The 20,037-nt window shown below is 70.3% G+C and carries 17 protein-coding genes, 1 tRNA gene and 1 pseudogene; 6 read left to right on the forward strand and 13 right to left on the reverse strand.

Features of this window, described 5'->3' with window-relative positions; all coding sequences use genetic code 11:
* Positions 1–29: 29 nt before the first annotated feature.
* The 3 genes from IAG43_RS16820 to IAG43_RS34530 form a co-directional block, all read right to left on the reverse strand.
* Entirely contained in the window at positions 30–425 is a 396-nt protein-coding gene (locus IAG43_RS16820; RefSeq protein ID WP_187741543.1) for a TOBE domain-containing protein, read from the reverse strand.
* Positions 426–559: 134 nt separating this feature from the next.
* On the reverse strand, positions 560–1,867 hold the full coding sequence (locus IAG43_RS16825; RefSeq protein WP_187741544.1) for a chloride channel protein: 1,308 nt from the start codon (positions 1,865–1,867) through the stop codon (positions 560–562).
* Between the two features lie 855 nt (positions 1,868–2,722).
* Positions 2,723–2,959: a hypothetical protein gene (locus IAG43_RS34530; protein ID WP_246574391.1), complete on the reverse strand. Its 237-nt coding sequence runs from the start codon at positions 2,957–2,959 to the stop codon at positions 2,723–2,725.
* Positions 2,960–3,332: 373 nt separating this feature from the next.
* Between IAG43_RS34530 and IAG43_RS16835 the strand changes: the two genes are divergently transcribed.
* Positions 3,333–3,563, forward strand: a complete 231-nt coding sequence (locus tag IAG43_RS16835; RefSeq protein WP_187744795.1) for a hypothetical protein — start codon at positions 3,333–3,335, stop codon at positions 3,561–3,563.
* Positions 3,564–3,693: 130 nt separating this feature from the next.
* Here the strand turns inward: IAG43_RS16835 and IAG43_RS16840 are convergent, their stop codons facing one another.
* Positions 3,694–4,626 (reverse strand): hypothetical protein, encoded by a 933-nt coding sequence (locus tag IAG43_RS16840; RefSeq protein ID WP_187741545.1) that lies wholly within the window; start codon positions 4,624–4,626, stop codon positions 3,694–3,696.
* A 1,492-nt stretch (positions 4,627–6,118) separates the two neighbouring features.
* On the opposite strand from IAG43_RS16840, the pseudogene IAG43_RS35205 reads away from it, so the two are divergent.
* Positions 6,119–6,205, forward strand: a pseudogene (locus IAG43_RS35205) (hypothetical protein); the annotation flags it as partial.
* 339 nt (positions 6,206–6,544) lie between these two features.
* Here the strand turns inward: IAG43_RS35205 and IAG43_RS16850 are convergent.
* The 6 genes from IAG43_RS16850 to mptB all read right to left on the reverse strand — a co-directional run bounded on the left by IAG43_RS16850 (position 6,545) and on the right by mptB (position 12,445).
* Positions 6,545–7,336 carry a hypothetical protein gene (locus IAG43_RS16850; RefSeq protein ID WP_246574392.1) on the reverse strand — a complete coding sequence of 264 codons (792 nt, stop codon included), beginning with the start codon at positions 7,334–7,336 and terminating at the stop codon, positions 6,545–6,547.
* Positions 7,337–7,466: 130 nt separating this feature from the next.
* Complete coding sequence (locus tag IAG43_RS16855; protein ID WP_187741548.1) at positions 7,467–8,156, reverse strand: DUF488 family protein, N3 subclade; 690 nt, start codon at positions 8,154–8,156, stop codon at positions 7,467–7,469.
* 243 nt (positions 8,157–8,399) lie between these two features.
* Positions 8,400–8,473: transfer RNA gene (locus tag IAG43_RS16860), tRNA-Pro, on the reverse strand.
* Positions 8,474–8,581: 108 nt separating this feature from the next.
* On the reverse strand, positions 8,582–9,520 hold the full coding sequence (locus IAG43_RS16865; RefSeq protein ID WP_187741549.1) for a metallophosphoesterase: 939 nt from the start codon (positions 9,518–9,520) through the stop codon (positions 8,582–8,584).
* A gap of 19 nt (positions 9,521–9,539) precedes the next feature.
* On the reverse strand, positions 9,540–10,808 hold the full coding sequence (locus IAG43_RS16870) for a glycosyltransferase 87 family protein (protein WP_187741550.1): 1,269 nt from the start codon (positions 10,806–10,808) through the stop codon (positions 9,540–9,542).
* Positions 10,805–12,445 (reverse strand): polyprenol phosphomannose-dependent alpha 1,6 mannosyltransferase MptB, encoded by a 1,641-nt coding sequence (gene mptB / locus IAG43_RS16875; RefSeq protein WP_187741551.1) that lies wholly within the window; start codon positions 12,443–12,445, stop codon positions 10,805–10,807. The genes IAG43_RS16870 and mptB overlap by 4 nt, the downstream gene beginning before the upstream one ends.
* Positions 12,446–12,758: 313 nt before the next feature.
* Here mptB and IAG43_RS16880 point away from each other — a divergent pair, with 313 nt between their 5' ends.
* Positions 12,759–13,223, forward strand: coding sequence for a GatB/YqeY domain-containing protein (locus tag IAG43_RS16880; RefSeq protein WP_187741552.1), 465 nt, complete (start codon positions 12,759–12,761; stop codon positions 13,221–13,223).
* A 102-nt stretch (positions 13,224–13,325) separates the two neighbouring features.
* Here the strand turns inward: IAG43_RS16880 and IAG43_RS16885 are convergent, their stop codons facing one another.
* Entirely contained in the window at positions 13,326–15,572 is a 2,247-nt protein-coding gene (locus tag IAG43_RS16885; RefSeq protein WP_187741553.1) for a transglycosylase domain-containing protein, read from the reverse strand.
* A 391-nt stretch (positions 15,573–15,963) separates the two neighbouring features.
* On the opposite strand from IAG43_RS16885, the gene IAG43_RS16890 reads away from it, so the two are divergent.
* Complete coding sequence (locus IAG43_RS16890) at positions 15,964–16,308, forward strand: WhiB family transcriptional regulator (protein ID WP_187283156.1); 345 nt, start codon at positions 15,964–15,966, stop codon at positions 16,306–16,308.
* 378 nt (positions 16,309–16,686) lie between these two features.
* Here the strand turns inward: IAG43_RS16890 and bagB are convergent, their stop codons facing one another.
* Complete coding sequence (gene bagB, locus IAG43_RS16895; protein WP_187741554.1) at positions 16,687–18,096, reverse strand: ATPase BagB; 1,410 nt, start codon at positions 18,094–18,096, stop codon at positions 16,687–16,689.
* The gene (gene bagA, locus IAG43_RS16900) at positions 18,093–19,055 is read right to left on the reverse strand and encodes an ATPase BagA (protein ID WP_187741555.1); all 963 of its coding nucleotides are present in this window, start codon (positions 19,053–19,055) and stop codon (positions 18,093–18,095) included. The genes bagB and bagA overlap by 4 nt, the downstream gene beginning before the upstream one ends.
* Before the next feature lie 202 nt (positions 19,056–19,257).
* On the opposite strand from bagA, the gene sp36 reads away from it, so the two are divergent.
* Entirely contained in the window at positions 19,258–19,416 is a 159-nt protein-coding gene (sp36, locus tag IAG43_RS16905) for a Sp36 family protein (RefSeq protein ID WP_003991873.1), read from the forward strand.
* Positions 19,413–19,883 carry a RidA family protein gene (locus IAG43_RS16910; protein WP_187741556.1) on the forward strand — a complete coding sequence of 157 codons (471 nt, stop codon included), beginning with the start codon at positions 19,413–19,415 and terminating at the stop codon, positions 19,881–19,883. Before sp36 ends, IAG43_RS16910 begins: the two co-directional genes overlap by 4 nt.
* Positions 19,884–20,037 lie beyond the last annotated feature (154 nt).

Here is a 20,037-nt window from a genome sequence, read left to right on the forward strand (position 1 = left end):
GTGCCCGCCCGGGCTCCGCCGGGATGCCGTCAGGTCCGGTCGATGTGCACATTGGTCGACTTCACGCGCGCGGTCGCCTGCATCCCGACCTCCAGCCCGAGTTCCTCCACGGCCTCACGGGTCAGCAGGGAGACCAGGCGGTGCGGGCCCGCCTGGATCTCGACCTGGGCCGCCACGTCGCCGAGCTTCACGGCCGTGACGATGCCGGGGAACGCGTTCCGGGCGGTGGTGTAGGGCGCCTCGTCCTCGACGGCGCCGGACTGGCCGACCTCGATCGAGAAGGCCGCCAGGTCGCGGCCGTCGATCAGCCGTCGGCCGCCCTCGTCGCGATGGGTGGCGACCCGGCCGGCATCCGCCCAGCGGCGGGCCGTGTCGGGGCTGACGCCGAGCAGACGGGCCGCCTGCCCGATGGTGTAGGACTGCATATGCGTCAACATAGGCCGGTTCGGCTCTCACCTGCAAGGTTCCAGCCTGTGCCCCTGCCCTGTAGCCCAGGGCTCGGGGGCGCAGCCCACGCGCACCTGTCGCGCCGGCGCGCGCGTCCGGCTCCCGTGTGCCCTCAGCTCTCCTTCGTCGCCGCGTCGCGCCGTGCCAGCAGCTGTCCCGTCAGGAACGCCGTCACCGAGGCGATCACGATCAGGGGCGTCTGGCTGTGTGCGCCGGGGCCGAGCAGCAGGAGCGCCAGCACCGCCGCCGTCAGCGGCAGCCCGGTCACCACCGCCGCGGCGGCCGCGACACCGAGCGCCAGGCCCGCCGTGACGCCGAGCCCGGGCAGCCCCGCGCACGCGATGCCGACGGCGGCTCCCAGCAGCACGGAGGGGAAGATCGGACCGCCCCGCAGGCTGCCGAGACAGATGCCCCACGCCACGCCCTTGAATACGACCAGGGCGATCAGGGCGGACACCGGCCAGGCGTGCGGGTCCTCGGCGAGCACGGCGAGTGTGGCCTGCCCGGACAGTGCCGCCTCTTCGGGGGAGCGTCCGGTGACCAGCGCGTACACGGCGATGCATCCACCGGCCGCCACGGCACAGGCCACCGTGCGCACCGCCGTCTGCCGGCCGGTCCACGTCAGCACCCGTCGTCCCAGGCCGCGCCCGGCGGTCAGCAGGACGCCGATCAGGACCGCGGCGGGGACGCCCCACAGGAAGTCACCGGCGTCGGGGTCGACGTCCGGGGGCACGGTCGGAAGGCTGAGCGCCCCGATCGTCAGCCCGGTCCAGTTGCCGAAGCCGGTGAACACCAGGGCCCCGGCGGCGCTGGCGAGCAGGCAGGGCAGCAGCAGCGCCACCATCTGGGCCCCCGCGAGGCCCGCGGCCTCGATCACCATGATCGCGGCGACGAGCGGGTTGCCGAGGATCGTCGCGATCGCCGCCGTCGACCCGGTGGTGGCGATCACCAGCGACGCCTTCGGATCGGGTGTCGCCCGCAGGGCCCGCACCGCGAGCAGCGCCAGCGCGCTGCCCACGGCCATCAGCGGCGCCTCCGGGCCGAGCACCACGCCCAGCGGCAGGGTGGTGAGGGCGACCAGTGCCGTACCCGGCAGCTGTTTCGGCCCGATCGGATCGCCGCCAAGGCCGTGCACCGGGACGTGGCCGCCCGCCCCCGGCGTCCGTGTGATGATCGGCGCCGCGATGAGACCGGCGAGGGTCAGGGCGGGCAGCGGCCACCACCACGGCGCCCGGTCGTGGCCGAGCGCCTCGGGCAGCGACTCCCACACCCAGTGCTGCAGTTCGTGCTGGAAGCCGACGAAGAAGAAGCAGGCGAGGGAGATCGGTGCGCCGAGCAGGACCGACAGCAGCAGCAGCCGCAGATAGCCGCGGCTGATCACGGTCCGGCGCAGTGTGGACGCCTCGGCCGGCGGGGTCACGCCCGGACCGCCCCGTCGAGCAGGCGCCGCGGCGCGCGGCCGGGCGATGTCCGAGCGCTCATCAGGGCCACGCTCACCCTCCAGTGGTTCGCCGTCCGTCGGGCGCCGGTCGACCGCCCTCGTACACGATGCACTCGCCGACCCGGCAAATCGGGCGTACGCGGCGTCGTGTCGTCCTGCGGTCCGGCCCCGGGCGGGCCGAGACGCGGCGGCGGTTCGCGAAGCGCGGCTCGGTGCCGGAGCGGACGCCGGGGGAGTCGCGGCGCAGCCCTTTTCCGTCCTGGAGTGATTCGATCGCTGCTCCGCCCGTCGGACTGAGCAGTGCTACGAACCGATGGTTCAGCCCAGGGGAGTCGGTGGTTGCACGGCTCCCCAATGCCTCCCCCATGCCAACCCCGGACATCGGACGGCCGAATCCGTCCGCGGTGCGGCAAGGCGTCGGTTTTGAGGGCGCATGCGGGTGGGGGACATCAGACTGCGGGCTCAGGGGTGTGCGTGACTCCTGGCCGGGACGGTTCACGCCCTGCGGGCTCCGGGCGTTCGACGGTCTCGGAGGCGACAGGCACTCGGCGCGACACGCAACGCAGGTCAGGCCCGGTAGATTTCTCCCAGCGAGGGCCGACTGCCTGCACACTGGGCGCGGAGTGGCGCGGTTGCCGCAGCAAGTTTGCCTATCAGGTGAGACTCTTGCGGCGTGCGCGCAGGGAGTAGGCCGACCGGCCCGCCCGGCCTGCCACTCTTCGACCAGCCGCCGCTCGTCGCGATGACCCAGCCCTTCTGCTCCTTCATCTGCGCGGCGAAGGTATGTCGGTCGTTGATGGAGCAGCCGCAACTGAGGATTACGTCGATGTCGAGCTACTGGTTGCGAGGGTTGTCGTCGCCGTATGAATCCTTGATCCATTCGGCCTTGTGGATATGGTCCTTCAGGCCCGTTCGCTCTTCGTCATGCTTGATCCCGAGTGCCTTGGCGAACGCGTCCAGGTCGTCGATCTCGAAGAGGTCGCTCGACCACTGGCCAGGCCAGACGGCGAACAGCCGGGACTCTCCAGCGACCGCCCGCTCGTAGGCAGCACGCTGGTCCCCGTGCGTCACGGTGCCATCCCGTGGACCTCGACGTAGCAAGTCGTACTTGAGGTGTACGGGAAGGCTGTGCCGGATGCGGCTGCGCTTCGTGGTTCCATTGGCCCCCCAATATTGTTCTACGGCAATGCACTCTGTTCGATGCCAGTGAACAACAGGTCGGCATTGCGGGGGTGCCATTTCTTGAAAGGGCGAGTTCGGAGACGCACAAGTGTATGTCCTCGGTGCGGCTCGTCAGGCCCCAGTCGTCCAGCGCCCGGGTGGCGAACTCCCTCGCCTTGCGTACGGACTGGTGTCGAGCGTCGAAGAACTGCGAAGCGACTCGGGCATGGGGCGCCTCATGACTTTGTGCTCAGGAGGCGAAGTGGTTCGGGGGAGCGGCATTGTGCGATCTGGTGACGAGGTACGTGGACGGGTCACAGGCTCGCGACGACCGAGCCGACCTCCACCGGGCGTCACCGGTCTGCTGGACGCGCTGGCCCGTCCCGACGTCTACGGCGTCATCGCCCCCGCCCTGTCCCACCTGGGGCCGAAGCACCTCGCCGCCGAACGCACCCGCCTTATCGAGGCCACCGGCGCCCGCCTGCTGCTGGCCCGCCATCCCTGCATCGCTTGAAGACGCCGGCGAGCTGCAGTTCATGGATCCGACAGTACTCCGTCCCGGACCACGTTCGGCGCTGTTGCAGTGGCCCGAACAGGGTGTGCACCGCTTCGTCCCCTTCGAGGCGGTGCACACCCCACCGGCCTCAATACACCTCAGGAATCTTTTCGCGCATACCTGTTGATCCTTTTCCGGCGCTTACCGGGAGCATGCCTTCTTCTGACTTTTCATCGTAGATGAAGCGGAGGAACTTCAGCTTTTCGCCCCTAGCGTGAGCGTTCCATGCCTTCACTGTAGTGCCGTAAAGCACGGTCTTGTCCCTGTAGGACAAGGAGCGATCCATTCGGGCAATTGCCCGGTTGCGCAGAAGGAGGACAGGGTCTCCCTTAGACATGTCCTCGCCGAGAATCATTTTCTCGGAAAATGATTCGATGGCCTTCGGGTTGCTCCCGCGAGACGCTTGTGCTAGAACGGCCAACATGTTTGTCGAGGACGATCCGCATGCCCGATAGATGCGCGAAGCGGCGGCGGCGTATTCTTGAAGCTCTGGCCACTGGTCTACGGTTTCGAAGATTACGTCGTTGTCGAAAGTGCCGCGATGCATGTGCGCCACCTCCCCGCCGTTCTCCTTGCACTGCTCGGCGAAGAGGATGATCCGGGCCGCACCTTTGATGATGTTCGCGTTGGTTACGCGCATGAATTGCGAGGCGACTCGACCGTATCCGGTATCAATTACCGAGAATGTGGATGGATCGGCGCCGACGTGAACTCTCATGGGGACCACGGTCTTGGAATGAATCACAGCCAAAAGGCGATGCTGTCCATCAATCAAACTCCCCTTCTCGTCGAAGGCGATCGACTGGTGTGTCAGCTTCCATCGACCTTCCGTCATGGCATTCGCGTAACGCCTGACGCGCACTGCGGAGGTTCTCCTGTTTCCCTCCAGGTTTCTTTCAAGCCACTTCGCAGCCAGATCTACTCCAACCCAGTAATCCCCCGACCGTACCGGGATCCCGTATTCGTTCAGGGTCGGAACGCGGAACGCGTAGCCATCACTTGGCGCGTCGATGTCAGTCACGTGCGGAAGTGCACCACGTAGACCTCTTGAATGAACCAACTTTGTTATGATTTGTCTGTATTTTTTAGCTCACTCGAGTGAATTAGATTCGCTCGTTAAGGTGATGGGAGCTGTGCGTACCTCCAGCGATGGAGGCGGCCTCTCAGTTGCAGAATCAACGGGCGTCTGCAAGTTTGTTGTTGTGTTGGCACCCTTTGCAGGGTCGCGTCACGGTCGGTGAGCGGACAGAGTCCGGTGACCAGTTTTCTAGGTGTCCGATAGCTGAGCGCTCAATCGGCCCCCGCCGAGCTGCTGACGTGCAGAGCTCGAGCCAAAGTCGATCGTGATGTGGCCAGTGAGAGTCCTGCCGGGGATCAAGGCTTCCCTTCGGTTTCGCTCGCCCGGCTCCGGAAAGCACTCAGGGTCCCGACCCGCTCTCTCGGATCAGCCCCCTGATTCGATATTGCAGTTGACGGGGTGGCGGGATTCGAGCTCGCTACCTCTTCGTCCCGGACGAGGTTCGACTGGCGATCCCGCCTGCGCGGATGACAGCTCCCCTGTTCAGAGGCGTGGTGCCGATGAGGCTCGCAGGGTGTGGCGAGGGTGTAAGGGGCAGGCCGGCTCGCAATTGGCTCCCACGCGGCCAGGTGTCGATGCGTTTGCTGCCTGGTGGGCACGACGGGAGCGGGAGCGACCCACGGGCTACGCATAGCGAGGGCTTGTAGGATCATCCCGGATGGTGCCGGAAGCTGCCACAGGGCTCTGTTTCCACATCTCAGAGATGTTTGACCATGATCACCATGGCGCTGCGTCCACTCTGGTGCCACCCGGTCCGCGCACGCACGCTGGACGTTCATCGCTTCATCGCGGAGGACCTGAGGCGGATGGTCCCGGGCAAGGACTACGCGACACCCTTGGCACACTTCGAGCAAGGGCAACCGCGAGCGGGTTGTTGACCCAGTGACGACCTTGGGATCGCCCACTCGGTGATTCGTGGGAGTTCCGCTGGACCGGCTACCCCGAACCTCACGACTTGGTCCGTGCCTTGACTCACCGGGAGGCCGGAATCAAGGGCGCGAGATTCACCCACCACGGCGATGCAGCGCCCCACAGTCGGGACACGACACCGTCCCGGAGCACAGCTGGCTCTCTCCTGTGTTCCACTTCGGGGCGCTCCAGAGGATCCCAGGACAAGCTGGTCGCCCAGCCCCTCCGTTGGTCCACCAGGTTGTAGCGGGACACCAGGCCGGCCAGCAGGGTGGCGGCATCGTCCGAAATCGGGGGATCTTCTGCCAGTGCGCGACGCTCGTGCGCCTTGAGGTCTTGGTCGACGGTGGGATAGCGATTTCTGGGCACGAGGCTGCGTTTGCCACCATGCTGGCATCCAGCCGGGTCCCCGGTGATGGGGTCTGCCGCACGATTGGGTGACATCTGAACTGGCTTGCCCTGTGGGGCAGGTGGGAAGGATGTCGCTGTGCCAAAGCCTTATCCGGAAGAGTTCCGCCAGGACGTCGTGCGGGTCGCGCGGAACCGCGGCCCGGGTGTGACGGTCGAGCAGGTGGCCGCCGACTTCGGGGTCCATCCTATGACGTTGTGGAAGTGGATGCGCCGGGCGGACATCGACGACGGCGCCAAGCCACACTCGGGCGGCTGGCCCCCATCGAATACGAGACCGTCATGACCACACCGGCCCTCCAGGCCGCGTGACTTCAACCTGTCACCCGCTCCTGCACCAGACCCCCACGGTGATTCCTTGGCGTAGCACGGCTGGGAATCATCCTCACGGAGGAGTACGTTCTCGGCGGCGAGCAGTGCCTGCGCGGCCGCAGGCTTCTCGCTGGTGGCGGCGGCGCGGGCGTGGGTGATGTGGAGCAGGGCCGCGCTCTGGCGGGACTGGTCGCACTGTCCCGGACAAGACAGATCGACAGGAGCGTGTCACTCACTCCCCGAACAGACGATCCTGCACGTACTCGACGACCTTCCGCTCCGGGTAGAAGACGGCCAGCAGCATGAACGTCTTGGGATGAGCCGCGATGTTGCCGACGAAGAAGTGGACGGCTCGGCTCGGGGCGCACATGCGCGTGTACCAGCGCTCGCGGAGCGCATCACGGACCCCGTGCTCACCGTACTTGCGCAGGAACTTGCGATACGACTGTCCTGCCTCCCAGTCCTTCAGCCCCATGTCGTGGGTCGGGCAGTCGTCTTCGGCGCAGCGAAAGCTGTAGCGGAGGTCGAGCGGCACCCACTCCAGCGGGTTCAGCTCCTGCTCGAACAAGTCGAGTTGGTCGGCTAGCGCGGCTTTGGAGACGGACCATGGCTCGGCGTGCTCCAGCCGGAAGCGGGTGATCTCGGCGAGGCGGAAGACGCCGAGGGACGTTCCTCGCTCCTCCTGATCCCGCTTGATGGCGCAGAGCGACGGGGCGACCAGCGGCTCCACGTGGCGATACCGCTTCTGCCAGCCGCTGTCGGGCGGTACCTCACCCACTATCTCCAACGAGTCGAGATGTGGCCGGAGGCTTTCTGGGCGGGAGTCTCGCTCAGGACGGTGCGGCTCGACGTCGCCTTCGATGATCGAGTACTTGGAGAACTGGGCCTCCTCGCTTAGGAGCCGGAAAGGCACGGGGAAGAGCCGCACGTGCTGTGGCTCGCCTTGGTCGAGGCGTATGCCGGCCACGCAGCTGGTCTCGCGGTACTTACTGGACAGCTCTGGATACGTCTTGACCGTGATCATGATCCGTGCGCGTTGCCGTCTCCCGAATGCCGCCGACGCCATGGCATGCCCCCTCCATCGATCTCCCCGATCTGAATTGGACGAGAGGCTTGCACCGCTGGCAAGGGTGCGTGCGAAACAGGTGACGAAGTCAGGCCAAGGGATTCACCGGCACCTGGATCCGGCTCCTGACCGTCTCCAAGACAACCTGCCGGTGGCAGCGGCTTTCGTCCTTCTCGAAACACAGCACCGCTACCCGCGACGCCTGGGCATGCTCTGCGAGGCGAGCAAGGTCGGCTTGGGCCTCCTCGGAACGCAGGAGGCCACGGAAACGCGCCCGACCCACCTCGACGCGGCCGTCCCAGAAGGGCTCGCGATTGTCCTTGGGATTGCCCAGGCCACGCAGGTGCGTGTACTCGATGCCAGCTTCGGCCAGGGCCCCCCCGAGGCGGCTCTTGCTGAACCCCTTCTTACGGCTGATCGGGGTGAGCCGTACATCTGCCACGACACTGATGCGACTGTCGACGAGCGAGGCGACGAACGACTCGATGTCCCGTCCTTCGTACCCGGCTGACCACAGACCGGGCGGGACGGGCGCGACCCGGGCAGTCCGGAACAGATCATCGAGGGAAACCGCAAGAGCCTCGGCCACTGCGCCGACGGTGAAGAAGGCTGGCTGGATAGCTCCCTCGCTCTCCAGGCGGCTCAAAGTCCCGACGGCGATGCCCGCCTCCTTGGCCAGCCGTTCCCGCGTCCACCCCCGGTCCGTCCGCAACGCACGTACCCGTTGGGCGAGAGCGCGGGCGTGGTCGTGGGGATGCGCTGAGCGATGACCTGCCATGTGCGGTGTCCTTAACGACCGGTGGGGCGGCCCGCCGCGGTGTTCCTGGTCAGCTACGAGCCCTGGATTCGCGAACGCGCAGACCCGAGGGCGCGTAGGCGCCGCTCTTTGTGCGGCACTGGAGACTGTTCCTGGGAGAAGCCGACCAAGATCTTCTCCCAGATTTCTCCCAAACGATCTCCAGGAACCCGTCAGGGGCCTGATCCACTTACTGGATCAGGCCCCTGACCTGGTGTTTCACTGTCGGGGTGGCGGGATTTGAACCCACGACCTCTTCGTCCCGAACGAAGCGCGCTGCCAAGCTGCGCTACACCCCGATGTCGCCCGTTGTCCCGGCGACGTCGTTTACTTTAGCCCACCCGCGCCGTGAGACGAAATCCGGTTTGGCGGCGACCGCGGGCCGGGGTGACAGGGGCCAGCGGGAGTCAGTCCCGGGAGGTCAGGGTCAGCAGCGTCGCCTCCGGCGGGCAGGCGAAGCGGACCGGGGTGTAGCGGCTCGCTCCGCAGCCCGCCGAGACGTGGAGGTAGGCGGTGTTGCCCTCGCTGCGGTGCGTGGAGAGCCCCTTCACCCGGTCCGTGTCCAGGTCGCAGTTGGTGACCAGGGCTCCGTAGAAGGGGATGCACACCTGCCCGCCGTGGGTGTGGCCGGCGAGGACGAGGGGATAGCCGTCGGAGGTGAAGGCGTCCAGACTGCGCAGGTAGGGGGCGTGCACCACGGCCAGGGAGAGGTCGGCGTCCTTCTCCGGTCCGCCCGCGACCAGCTCGTAGCGGTCGCGCTTGATGTGGGGGTCGTCGAGGCCGGTGAAAGCGAGCTCGCAGCCCTCCAGCTTCAGCCGGCCCCGGGTGTTGGTCAGGTCGAGCCAGCCGGCGGCGTCGAAGCCGTCCCGCAGGTCCTCCCACGGGTTGTGGACGACGCCGACGGCGGGTGCGTTGCCGTTGAGGCCGTGGCGGCCCTGCGCCTTCTCCAGCAGGTAGCGGGCCGGGTTGCGCAGCGTCGGACCGTAGTAGTCGTTCGAACCGAAGACGTAGACGCCGGGGTACTCCATCAGCGGTCCGAGGGCGTCCAGCACCTCGGGCACGCCCTCCGGGTCGGAGAGGTTGTCGCCTGTGTTGACGACGAAGTCCGGACGCAGCCCGGCCAGGGACTGGAGCCACGCGCGCTTCTTGCGCTGACCGCTCACCATGTGGATGTCGGAGACCTGGAGCACCCGCAGCGGGCGCATGCCGCGTGGCAGGACCGGCACCGTGACCCGGCGGAGCCGGAAGGAGCGGGCTTCGAACCCCGCGGCGTAGGCGAGGCCGGCCGCGCCGACTGCCGCGATTCCTGCGGTGATCTTCAAGGGCATCCCGTAGCGTGCGCGCATGCGCCCATCGTCGCAGACCTCACCGGGTGGGGAGTCGCGGGCGGTCGGCGGGCGGAGCGGCCCCGTCCGCGCCACGGCTGCCGCGTCCCCGGGGCGCTGACGGACCGGCCGGCAGCGCGCACAGCAGCCCGAGCGAGATCCAGACGTAGAGGTTGCCGCCGAGGAAGCCGCCCGCCCCCGACGGGTCGGCGCTCCACAGCCAGACGAGGCTGCTGCTCAGCAGCACCGGCAGCGCGACGGCCCATACGGCCAGGCGCCGTCGCGGGGCTCCAGCGGGCGCCCGCAGGGCCGCGGCCGCGAGGACGCCGAGCGCCGGGGTCAGCCACACCAGGTGGTGCACCCAGGTCACCGGGCTGACGAGGCAGGCCAGGACGCCGGTCAGCGCCACCCCCGCGGCATGGTTCCCGGCGGCGTGCGCCCGGCGCACGCGCACGGCCCACACCGCGGTGAGGGCCGCCGCGCCGAGGAGCCAGAGCAGCCGGTCGGGTTCGTGCGGCTCGGCCAGCCGGGCGAGCACCCCCTGCCAGGACTGGTTGGAGACGTAGGAGAGCGAGCCGACCCGGTCGGTGCGCCAGAGGGCGTCGGTCCAGTAGACGCGTGAGGCGCCCGGTGCCGCCCAGGCCGCGACCGCGGTCGCGGCGAGGGCCACGGCCACGGCGTTCGCGGCGGCGCGGCGCCTGCGTGTCAGGATCAGCCACCCGATGAAGACGGCGGGCGTCAGTTTGACCGCGGCCGCGATGCCGATGCCGGCTCCCGCCCAGCGGGCGGCCCTGCCGCCGCGGGCCGCCGGCCGGGTGTCGGCCAGGACCAGGGCGAGCAGCAGCAGATTGACCTGCCCGAAGCTGACGGTGTCGCGGACCGGTTCCAGCAGGGCGTACGCGCAGACGGCGAGGCCGATCGCGTACCACGGCGTCCAGCCCCGCGCGCCGGTCACCGGGCCGGCCGTGCCGCGCACGATCAGCACCGCGGCGGCCGTGTTCAGCAGCAGCATGACCGCGACGGCCGCGGGCCACGGGGCCACCGCCAGCGGCAGCATGCACAGCGCGGCGAAGGGCGGGTACGTGAAGCCGTACCGGGTGCCGGGCACCAGGTAGTCGTACAGTGCGCCGCCGTACGTCCAGTGGCGGACTGCCCCGTGGTACACGCCGAGGTCGAACCAGCCGCGGTGGAGCGGCACGGTCGCCAGGAACAGCAGGACGGCACCGGCCATGGCGATGAGCAGGACCACCCGCCCGTGCGCCGTCCCGGGCCACCGCAGGGGCCGGCCGGCGTTCTCCCGTGGCGTCATGCGGTGCTCCTCAGGGGTCGTCGTGCCGGGGGAAGGGCCGGCCGGTGCACGCCCCACAGGACCGCCGCGGCGAGCAGTCCTCCGGCGGCGGCGAGCGCCAACTGCGGCCCGCCAGGGGCGAATCCGCTGGGCGGCACGGTGAGGGCGAGCACCGCACTGGCTCCCGTGGAGAGCCGGCGCAGGGCCCGTCCGGGGCCGGCGGCGGCGATCAGGAACAGCCCCCACAGCACGTACCAGGGCCGTATCGCGGGGCCGAGCAGGGCCACGGCCAGCAGACCGAGTCCGACGGCGTGGACCGGGCGCAGCAGATGGTGGCGGCGCCAGACGAGGGCGATCACGGCGGCGCAGGCCGCGAGTCCGAGCAGCTGCCAGGCGGGCACGGCGTGGCGGGCGAGCACCGCCGGTCCGTCGCCGGCGGCGGTGAGCACCGCGCTGCTCAGCCGGCCGAGGGAGGCGGTGAGGGCCCAGTTGCCAAGGGAGGCCGGGGTGCTCAGGGCGTGCAGCCAGCCGTAACCGGTACCGGTCAGGGCGGTCGTGACCGCCGTGGTCGCGCCGACCGCCGCCGCGACCGCGACGACCGAGGCCGTCCACCGCGCACGCGGCACCGGCGGCACCTGCGGTGATCGCCGCACCCCCAGCACCGACCGCGCCCCCAGTGCCTGCCGCACCTCCAGCCCCCGCCGAACCCGCCGCCCCCGCCGCACCAGCCGCACAGGCGACGCCCACTGCGCCCGCAGCGTCCGTGGACTCTCCGGCGGACCGCCGGGCCCGCGGGCCCGCAGGGCGACGACCGCGAGGAGGCCCAGTGCCGCGGGGGCCTTCACGAGGGCGGCCAGGGTGATCAGCACCGTGCCGGTGAGGTGCCTGCCGCCGAGGGCCGCGGCGAGGCCCGCGCACAGCAGGCCGATCATCACGGCGTCGTTGTGGGCTCCGCCGACCAGGTGCAGCAGGACCAGCGGGTTGAGCGCCCCGAGCCAGAGAGCCGCGGAGGGGTCGGTGCCGCAGTGCCGTGCGAGCCGGAGCAGGCAGCACGTCATCAGGGCCACGCCGCCGAGGGCGACCGACCGCATGCCGAGCGCCCCGCCGGCGATCTCCGCCGCGGAGGGGCCGTCCGGTCCGTGGCCGGTCACCGCGGACGCCAGCGCGAGGAAGACCGGTCCGTAGGGCGCCGGGGTGTCACGCCACAGCGGTGCGACCTCGGCGAGGAGCGGGCCGCCGAGGCGGGAGGGCCCGTACGCGTACACGTCCAGCCGCGCGTCGACCATGGCGCCCTGGGCGAGGTAGCTGTAGACGTCTCTGCTGAACAGTGGCGGTGCGACCAGCAGCGGGGCCGCCCACAGGGCCAGCGTCGTCAGCAGCTCGCGCGGTCGGGGCGGCCGGGGGCCGCGCACGGCGAGGCCCAGGAGGATCCAGCCCGCGACCAGCAGGACCAGCCCGAAGTAGGCCGCCGCCAGCCCGGACGCCGCCCATCCGGGGCCCGGGACGAAGTCCCCGCCGACCGGCAGCGCCCCCGCCGCCGCGCCGCCGGCCGCCAGCGTCACGGAACCGGCGAGTCCGGTGAGCCGGGAGCGGCGCGCATCGGACCGGGGCGCACCTGACGGCGGGCCGGTGGGGTCGGACGGGCGGGGGAGCGGCACGCAGGCAGGCTGTCAACGGGGGGTGTCGGCGAGGCGACCCCCCGGCCGCCCCTGCACGGCCGTCGCATGGCCGCGCCCTTACGCGCCGCTCGCCCGCCCGGCGCACACCGGCCCCGCCCCGGCACTCCGGCCGACCGCCCCACACCGCCCCGCAACCGCCCCCCGCACCGGACCACCCCGCACCGGACCACCCCGCCCCCGCCCCGCAGGCACCACCCCCACACCCCCGGCCCCGCCCCACGTCCGCACGCCCCTGCCCCCGCCCCCGAAATGCGCGGGCGCACCGCTCGGCGCACCTGACACACTTGTCCGCATGACCACGCTCAAGTCCAAGCTGCAGGAAGACCTCACGGAGTCGATCAGGGCGCGCGACGAGCTGCGCTCCTCCACGCTCCGGCTGACCCTCGCCGCGATCACGAAGGAGGAGGTCTCGGGCAAGACGGCCCGCGAACTCTCCGACGACGAGGTGCAGAAGGTGATCGCCAAGGAGGCGAAGAAGCGCCGTGAGGCGGCCGACGCCTTCGCCCAGGGAGGTCGCACCGAGCAGGCCGAGCGGGAGAAGGCGGAGGGCGTCCTCCTCGACGCCTACCTGCCGCAGCAGCTGACGGACGACGAGCTGCGCGCCATCGTGGGCCAGGCCGTCGAGGAGGCGAAGGCGGCCGGGGCCGAGGGGCCCCGCGCGATGGGAGCCGTCATGAAGATCGTGAACCCGAAGGTGGCGGGCCGCGCCGAGGGCGGCCGGGTCGCCGCCGCGGTCAAGCAGCTGCTCGCCGGCTGAGCCGGCGCCGCACAGGACGCGAGGAGGGGGACCCGGTCGTCGCGACCGGGTCCCCCTCCTCGATGTCCGCACTTCCTCACGGCCGCCCGGGGCGGGCCGGTGCTACGGCCAGTTGCCGCCGCCGTTGTCGCCCTGGCCGCGGTTGGCCCCGCCGCCGATCAGGTCCGGCGGGATGCTGATGCCGGGGAAGGGCTCGTTGCCGCCGGGCTTGTCGTCCCCGCGGTCGCGGTCGCGGCCCCGGTCGCGGCCCTTGTCCTGCTCCTTGTCCTCCTTCTCCTTCCCGCGCGGGACGGAGATCGGGTTGAAGGACGGGGTCTCGGACGCGTCCAGCGCGCCCGTCATCGCGATCTTCCAGATCGGGCCGGGCAGGCAGCCGCCGCACACCTTGTCGTAGGGCGTGCCGCCGATGGTGATGTTGTACATCGACTGCTTCTCACCGACGTCGTCACCGACCCAGACCGCCGTGGAGAGGTTCGGCGTGTAGCCCACGAACCAGGCGTCCTTGCGGTCGTTCGTCGTACCGGTCTTTCCCGCGTTGTCGCGGTCCGCGAGACCGGCCTTCGTGCCCGTGCCGTCCTCGACGACACCCTTGAGCATCTGGTTGACGGTGTCGGCGGTCTGCTCGCTCATCGCCTGCGAGCACTGGGAGCCGGGCACCTTGATCCGCTTGCCGTTGGCGTCCGTGACGGACTCGATGGCGACCGGGGTGCAGTACGTGCCGCGGTTGGCGAACGCCGCGTAGGCCGCGGCCATGGCGAGGGGCGTGCTCTCCTCACTGCCCAGGGTGATGGCCGGGTTCTCGCCGACCGGCTTGCCGTCGCCGCGGGCGTAGCCCATCTTCTTGGCCATCTCGACCGTCTCGCAGAGGCCGGCCATCTGCTCGAGGTGGGCGAAGTAGGTGTTGATGGACTTGCCGAGCGCGGACGTCATGTCCCAGGTGCCGGTCTCGGACTCCATCTCGTTGGACGGGTCCCAGGTGCCCCCGCCGGCCGGTGCGCCGGAGCAGGTCTTGAAGGAGTCCATCGGCAGCGAGACCTTGTAGCCGGTGGTGAAGGACTGCGCCGGGCTGATGCCCTTCTCCAGGGCGGCCGCGGCGGTGATCGGCTTGAAGGTGGAGCCGACCTGGAAGCCGTACGTCGTGCCGCCCATCCGGCTGTCCACGGCGAGGTTCAGCACCGTCTCGTGCTGCTTCTGGTCCAGGCCGTAGGGACGGGACTGGCCCATGGAAAGGATCTTGCCCGTGCCGGGCTGGACCTGGACCACGGAGGCGGCGACGCCGTCGGTCTTGTACACCTTCGCGGTGGCCGCCTCGTCGGCGGCGGCCTGCGCCCGCGGGCTCATGGTGGTCCGGATGGTCAGACCGCCGAGGTTCCAGAGCTTCGAGCGCTCCTCCTCCGTCTTCCCGAAGGCCGGGTCGGTGAGGATCGTCTTGCGCACGTAGTCGCAGAAGAAGCCGGAGCCCTTGACGGCGGTGATGCAGCCGTTCTTCGGCTTGCTGATCTTCAGATCGATCGGCCGGGCCTTGGCCTTCTCCGCCTCCTCCTGGGAGATGTCGCGGACGTCGGCCATGCGCTGCAGCACCATGTTGCGCCGCTTGGTCGCCTCTTCGGTGTCGTTGACCGGGTCGTACCGGCTCGGCGACTGGACGATGCCGGCCAGCAGCGCCGCCTCCTCCAGCTCGAGGTCCTTGGCGGACTTGGAGAAGTAGCGGTGGGAGGCGGCCTCGACGCCGTAGGCCTGCTGCCCGAAGAACGTGATGTTGAGGTAGTTCTCCAGGATCTTCTTCTTGCCCAGCTCCTCCTCGACCTGGATCGCGTACTTCAGTTCGCGCACCTTGCGGCCGATGGTCTGCTGGGTGGCCTCGGCGACCTTGTCGGGGTCGTCGCCGGCCTCCTCGACGAAGACGTTCTTCACGTACTGCTGGGTGAGCGTCGACGCGCCCTCGGAGACACCGCCCGACTGCGCGTTCTTGTTCAGCGCGCGCAGCACGCCCTTCAGGTCGATCGCGCCGTGCTCGTAGAAGCGGGCGTCCTCGATGGCGATGATCGCCTGCTGCATGTACGGCGAGATGTCCTTCAGGGGCACGACCGTGCGGTCACGGGAGTAGACCGTGGCGATCTGGCCGCCCTCGCTGTCGAGGATGGTGGTGCGCTGACTCAGCGGCGGCGTCTTGAGGTTGGCGGGGATCTCGTCGAATCCCTCGACCGTTCCCTTGGCCGCGAGTCCGAGCGCGCCGACGGCGGGCAGGGCGATGCCCGCCAGCACCGCTCCGGAGAGCACGCTGACACCGAGGAACTTGGCGGCCTGCTGGGTCCCGGTCAGACCGCCGCCCGAGCGCTTCTTTGGCATGAGGGCAGCCTACGTTCTCATTCGCCGGACAGGCATAAAGGCATTGGCCTAAGCTGCTCTCAACTGTCACAGCAGTGCGGTCTCGCATCACATAGCCGGCAGTACTCCGCTGACCCCGAATCGGCGGAGACCTGTCCGAATGGCCGCAAACGTCTTCGAAGTCCGTGGCAATGCATAGGAAATGCCCGATATTTCCGCTTTGGTGAGCTATGCCTTCGGGTCACTCCCCTGGGTGATCTGACGCGTACGCATAGTCCGTTCGGGCCATTCAAGATTGGGCCCCGCGGGGGTGTTGCGCTCTGCCCGCCTTCCGTAACGTCCTCAACTGGCAGCGGTGAATATGCCGCTGCCGCCGTGGGGGAGCCTCGATTCGGGAGAGGACGGCGCCGGCATGGGCTGGGTTACCGACTGGAGTGCGCAGGCAGCCTGTCGCACGACGGATCCGGATGAACTGTTCGTACAAGGGGCAGCGCAGAACAGGGCCAAGGCGGTGTGCACCGGATGCCCGGTGCGGACCGAATGCCTGGCCGACGCGCTCGACAACCGCGTCGAGTTCGGCGTGTGGGGCGGGATGACCGAACGGGAGCGGCGCGCACTGCTGCGCAGGCGCCCCACGGTCACGTCCTGGCGCAGGCTGCTCGAGACAGCACGCACGGAGTACGAGCGCAGCGCCGGCATCCTGCCGGTGGGGCTCGACGACGACGAGACGTACGAGGCGTACGCGGCGGTCGGCTAGCCGGCCCCCTCACCGTCCGCCCGCCACCGGGCCGCAGGGTGCCGCAACGGTTCCGGACCGCGGCAGGGCTCGGCCCGGCGCGGACCGATCCGCTGCGGATCGCCGCGGTGACGTGGTTCGGCGTGCCGCGATGCGGCGCACCCGCGACGCCGGCCGTCCGCGAGGCCGCGGGGGGCATGTCGCCCTGCCCTGGTCAGGGCCGTACGAGCGGCTGACTCCGCCTGCGCGTGCGCCGGTACGGGGAACCGGCGGCGACCGGGCCGCTGCGTGACGCGAGCCCGCGCGACGCGGGGTGGGCCCCGCAGGACGCCGCCGTACGCGTACGGCCGCGCGCCCGTCCGCTGGGGCGGCGCCTCACACGGGACCGGCCAGGGGTACTCAGAGCGGGTCCGGCGACGCGGGCGCCGCCAGACGGTCGCCGATGGTGCGCAGGCCCGCCAGATCGTGCACGTCTCCGGCCAGGGCCGGCACCTCGGTGACCGCCACCTCGGGGTGCAGTGCCGTGAAGCGGTCCCGCGTGCGCTGCTCGCGCGCCAGCACCTGCATGCGCTCGGCGTGCAGCCGCAGCAGACCCGCGGTCAGCTGCGGCGCTGTCTGCTTCACCGCAGGCGCAGGCGCAGGCGCGGGCTCGGGTGCGGGCCCAGACCCAGCCCCGGACCCAGGTGCGGGCGTGGGCACAGACGTCGCGGCGGACTCCGGCGATCCGCCGCGTACGGGGTTCAACTCGCTTGCCTCTTCGGGGAGATGACCCTCGGCCGGGGGGGAGTCGGGAGAGACGGCCGCGCGGTCACGACTACCAGTCTCCCCGGCCCCCTGATCGACAATGCGGCCCTCGTCAAGATTTTCCGCGGCTGCCAGCGCGCGCTCCGCGGACAGCCGGGCGGCTCCGCTCCCGTGCACCCGGTTGAGGACGAGCCCGGCCAGCGGCATGTCCTCCGCGGCCAGGCGTTCCACGAAGTACGCCGCCTCGCGCAGCGCGTCCCGCTCCGGCGCCGCGACCACGACGAACGCGGTGCCGGGCGCCTGGAGCAGCCGGTAGGTGGCGTCCGCCCTCGTGCGGAAGCCGCCGAACATGGTGTCCATGGCGGCCACGAACGTCTGCACGTCCCGCAGGAACTGGCCGCCCAGCAGCTTGCCGAGCGTCCCGGTCATCATCGACATGCCGACGTTGAGGAACTTCATCCCGGCCCGGCCGCCGACCTTCGCCGGAGCCATCAGCAGCTTGATGAACGTGCCGTCCAGGAAGGACCCGAGACGCCCCGGCGCGTCGAGGAAGTCGAGCGCCGACCGCGACGGCGGGGTGTCCACGACGATGAGGTCCCACTCGTCCCGCGCACGGAGCTGACCCAGCTTCTCCATCGCCATGTACTCCTGCGTGCCGGCGAAACCGGCGGACAGGGACTGGTAGAAGGGGTTCTCCAGGATCGCGCGGGCCCGTTCGGCGTCCGCGTGCGCCTCGACGATCTCGTCGAAGGTGCGCTTCATGTCGAGCATCATCGCGTGCAGCTCGCCCGGTTCCGCCCCGGGCGGGCCGCCGCGGCCCTCGATGCCCGTGACCCTGCGCGGGGTGTTGTCGAGGGAGTCGATTCCCATGGACTGCGCCAGCCTGCGCGCCGGGTCGATGGTGAGCACCACGACCTTGCGGCCCCGCTCGGCGGCCCGGACACCCAGCGCGGCGGCGGTGGTCGTCTTTCCGACGCCGCCCGCGCCGCAGCACACGATGATGCGCGTGGCCGGGTCGTCGATCAGCGGGTCGACCTCGAGACGGGCCGCGGTGTCGAGCGTCATGATCCGGCCCCTTGCTTGCGCAGTTCCCTGGCCAGCCGGTACAGCCCCGCCAACTCGACTCCCTCGCTGAGCATGGGCAGTTCGTACGCGCCGAGGTCCATCGCGGTGAGCACCCGGCGCTGCTCCCGTTCCAGCCCGACGCGCTGGGCGTGCTCGGCCGCCTGCTCCAGGAGCGGGGTGACGAGGTCGTCCGCGGCGGTGAAGCCGGCCCGCGCGAGGGTCTGCGCGATCTCCGGGCGGCGTCCGTCGGACGCGTCGCGCACGGCCTCCTCGTCGAGGAGGTGGGGGCGGACCATGTTCACGATGACCTTGCCCACCGGGAGGTCCGCCTCGCGGAGTTCGGCGACGCCGTCCGCGGTCTCCTGGACGGGCATCTCCTCCAGCAGCGTCACCAGGTGCACCGCGGTCTGGGGGGACTTGAGCACCCGCATCACGGCCTGGGCCTGGTTGTGTATCGGCCCGATCCTGGCCAGGCCCGCGACCTCGTCGTTCACGTTCAGGAAGCGTGTGATGCGTCCGGTGGGCGGTGCGTCCATGACCACGTAGTCGTAGACGTACCGCCCCTGTCTGTCCCTGCGGCGGACTGCCTCGCACGCCTTGCCCGTGAGCAGCACGTCCCGCACGCCCGGTGCGATGGTCGTCGCGAAGTCGATCGCGCCGATCTTCTTGAGCGCGCGGCCCGCGGAGCCGAGCTTGTAGAACATCTGGAGGTAGTCCAGGAGCGCGCGCTCGGCGTCGATGGCCAGCGCGAAGACCTCGCCGCCGCCCGAGGCGACGGCGATCTTGCGTTCCTCGTACGGAAGGGCCTCCGTCTCGAAGAGCTGGGCGATGCCCTGCCTGCCCTCCACCTCGACCAGAAGGGTGCGTTTCCCCTCGGTGGCGAGGGCGAGCGCGAGGGCGGCGGCGACCGTGGTCTTACCGGTACCGCCCTTGCCGCTGACGACCTGGAGCCTGCTCACGTATTCGAGCCTAACCAGTAGCGGCACGGCCTACGCACGAGGCTGCCCTCGGGCTGTGTTCCTTCGCGCACACGTCCCCGTCCCGGACCCGTCCCGTCCCCGTCCCGGACCCGACGCGGACCTGTCGCCGAGCCGTCGGGGGCCGCTCACGGGGGCGAGGGCTGTCGTGGAGCGCCTCCTCCGGGCGGCTACAGTCGGGCCCATGACCAAGTGGGAATACGCGACCGTGCCCCTTCTCGTGCACGCGACGAAGCAGATTCTGGACACCTGGGGCGAGGACGGCTGGGAGCTCGTCCAGGTCGTGCCCGGGCCCAACAACCCCGAGCAGCTGGTGGCCTACCTGAAGCGGGAGAAGCAGTGAGCGGCGTCGTCGACCGCCGGCTCGCCGAGCTGGGCCTGACGCTCCCCGAGGTCGTGCCGCCCCTCGCCGCCTACCAGCCGGCCGTGATCTCCGGCGCGTACGTCTTCACCGCGGGCCAGCTCCCGATGGTGGAGGGGAAGCTTCCGGTGACCGGCAAGGTCGGCGCCGAGGTCACGCCCGAGGAGGCCAAGGGCCTGGCGCGCACCTGCGCGCTCAACGCCCTCGCCGCCGTGAAGTCCGTCGCCGGCGACCTCGACCGCATCGCGCGGGTCGTGAAGGTCACCGGCTTCGTCGCCTCCGCCGCCGACTTCACCGGGCAGCCCGCCGTGCTCAACGGCGCGAGCGAGCTGCTGGGCGAGGTCCTCGGCGACAAGGGCGTGCACGCCCGCAGCGCCGTGGGCGTCGCGGTGCTGCCCCTCGACGCGCCGGTCGAGGTCGAGATCCAGGTGGAGCTCGTCCAGGACTGACCCGTCCGCCCCGACGACGGCCCCCGCCCGGCAGCACCCGGCGCGGGGGCCTCGCCGTCCCGGGCCCGGTGCGTCCCCGGCCCGCACCCATGCGTCCCCGCCCCGGCCCACACCCGTACGCCAGGCCACCCCTCGAACATCCGCGCTAGAACGC

Origin of the sequence: Streptomyces genisteinicus (genome assembly GCF_014489615.1) — a bacterium.
Lineage (GTDB): Bacteria > Actinomycetota > Actinomycetes > Streptomycetales > Streptomycetaceae > Streptomyces > Streptomyces genisteinicus.

Excerpts from the sequence above, each read along its gene's own strand:
- IAG43_RS16885 (WP_187741553.1), bottom strand. The coding sequence starts at position 15,572 with ATGCCAAAGAAGCGCTCGGGCGGCGGTCTGACCGGGACCCAGCAGGCC.
- IAG43_RS16870 (WP_187741550.1), bottom strand. The coding sequence starts at position 10,808 with ATGACGCCACGGGAGAACGCCGGCCGGCCCCTGCGGTGGCCCGGGACG.
- IAG43_RS16820 (WP_187741543.1), bottom strand. The coding sequence starts at position 425 with ATGCAGTCCTACACCATCGGGCAGGCGGCCCGTCTGCTCGGCGTCAGC.
- sp36 (WP_003991873.1), top strand. The coding sequence starts at position 19,258 with ATGACCAAGTGGGAATACGCGACCGTGCCCCTTCTCGTGCACGCGACG.
- IAG43_RS16880 (WP_187741552.1), top strand. The coding sequence starts at position 12,759 with ATGACCACGCTCAAGTCCAAGCTGCAGGAAGACCTCACGGAGTCGATC.
- bagB (WP_187741554.1), bottom strand. The coding sequence starts at position 18,096 with ATGACGCTCGACACCGCGGCCCGTCTCGAGGTCGACCCGCTGATCGAC.
- IAG43_RS16855 (WP_187741548.1), bottom strand. The coding sequence starts at position 8,156 with ATGGCAGGTCATCGCTCAGCGCATCCCCACGACCACGCCCGCGCTCTC.
- IAG43_RS16890 (WP_187283156.1), top strand. The coding sequence starts at position 15,964 with ATGGGCTGGGTTACCGACTGGAGTGCGCAGGCAGCCTGTCGCACGACG.
- IAG43_RS16850 (WP_246574392.1), bottom strand. The coding sequence starts at position 7,336 with ATGATCACGGTCAAGACGTATCCAGAGCTGTCCAGTAAGTACCGCGAG.
- IAG43_RS16865 (WP_187741549.1), bottom strand. The coding sequence starts at position 9,520 with ATGCGCGCACGCTACGGGATGCCCTTGAAGATCACCGCAGGAATCGCG.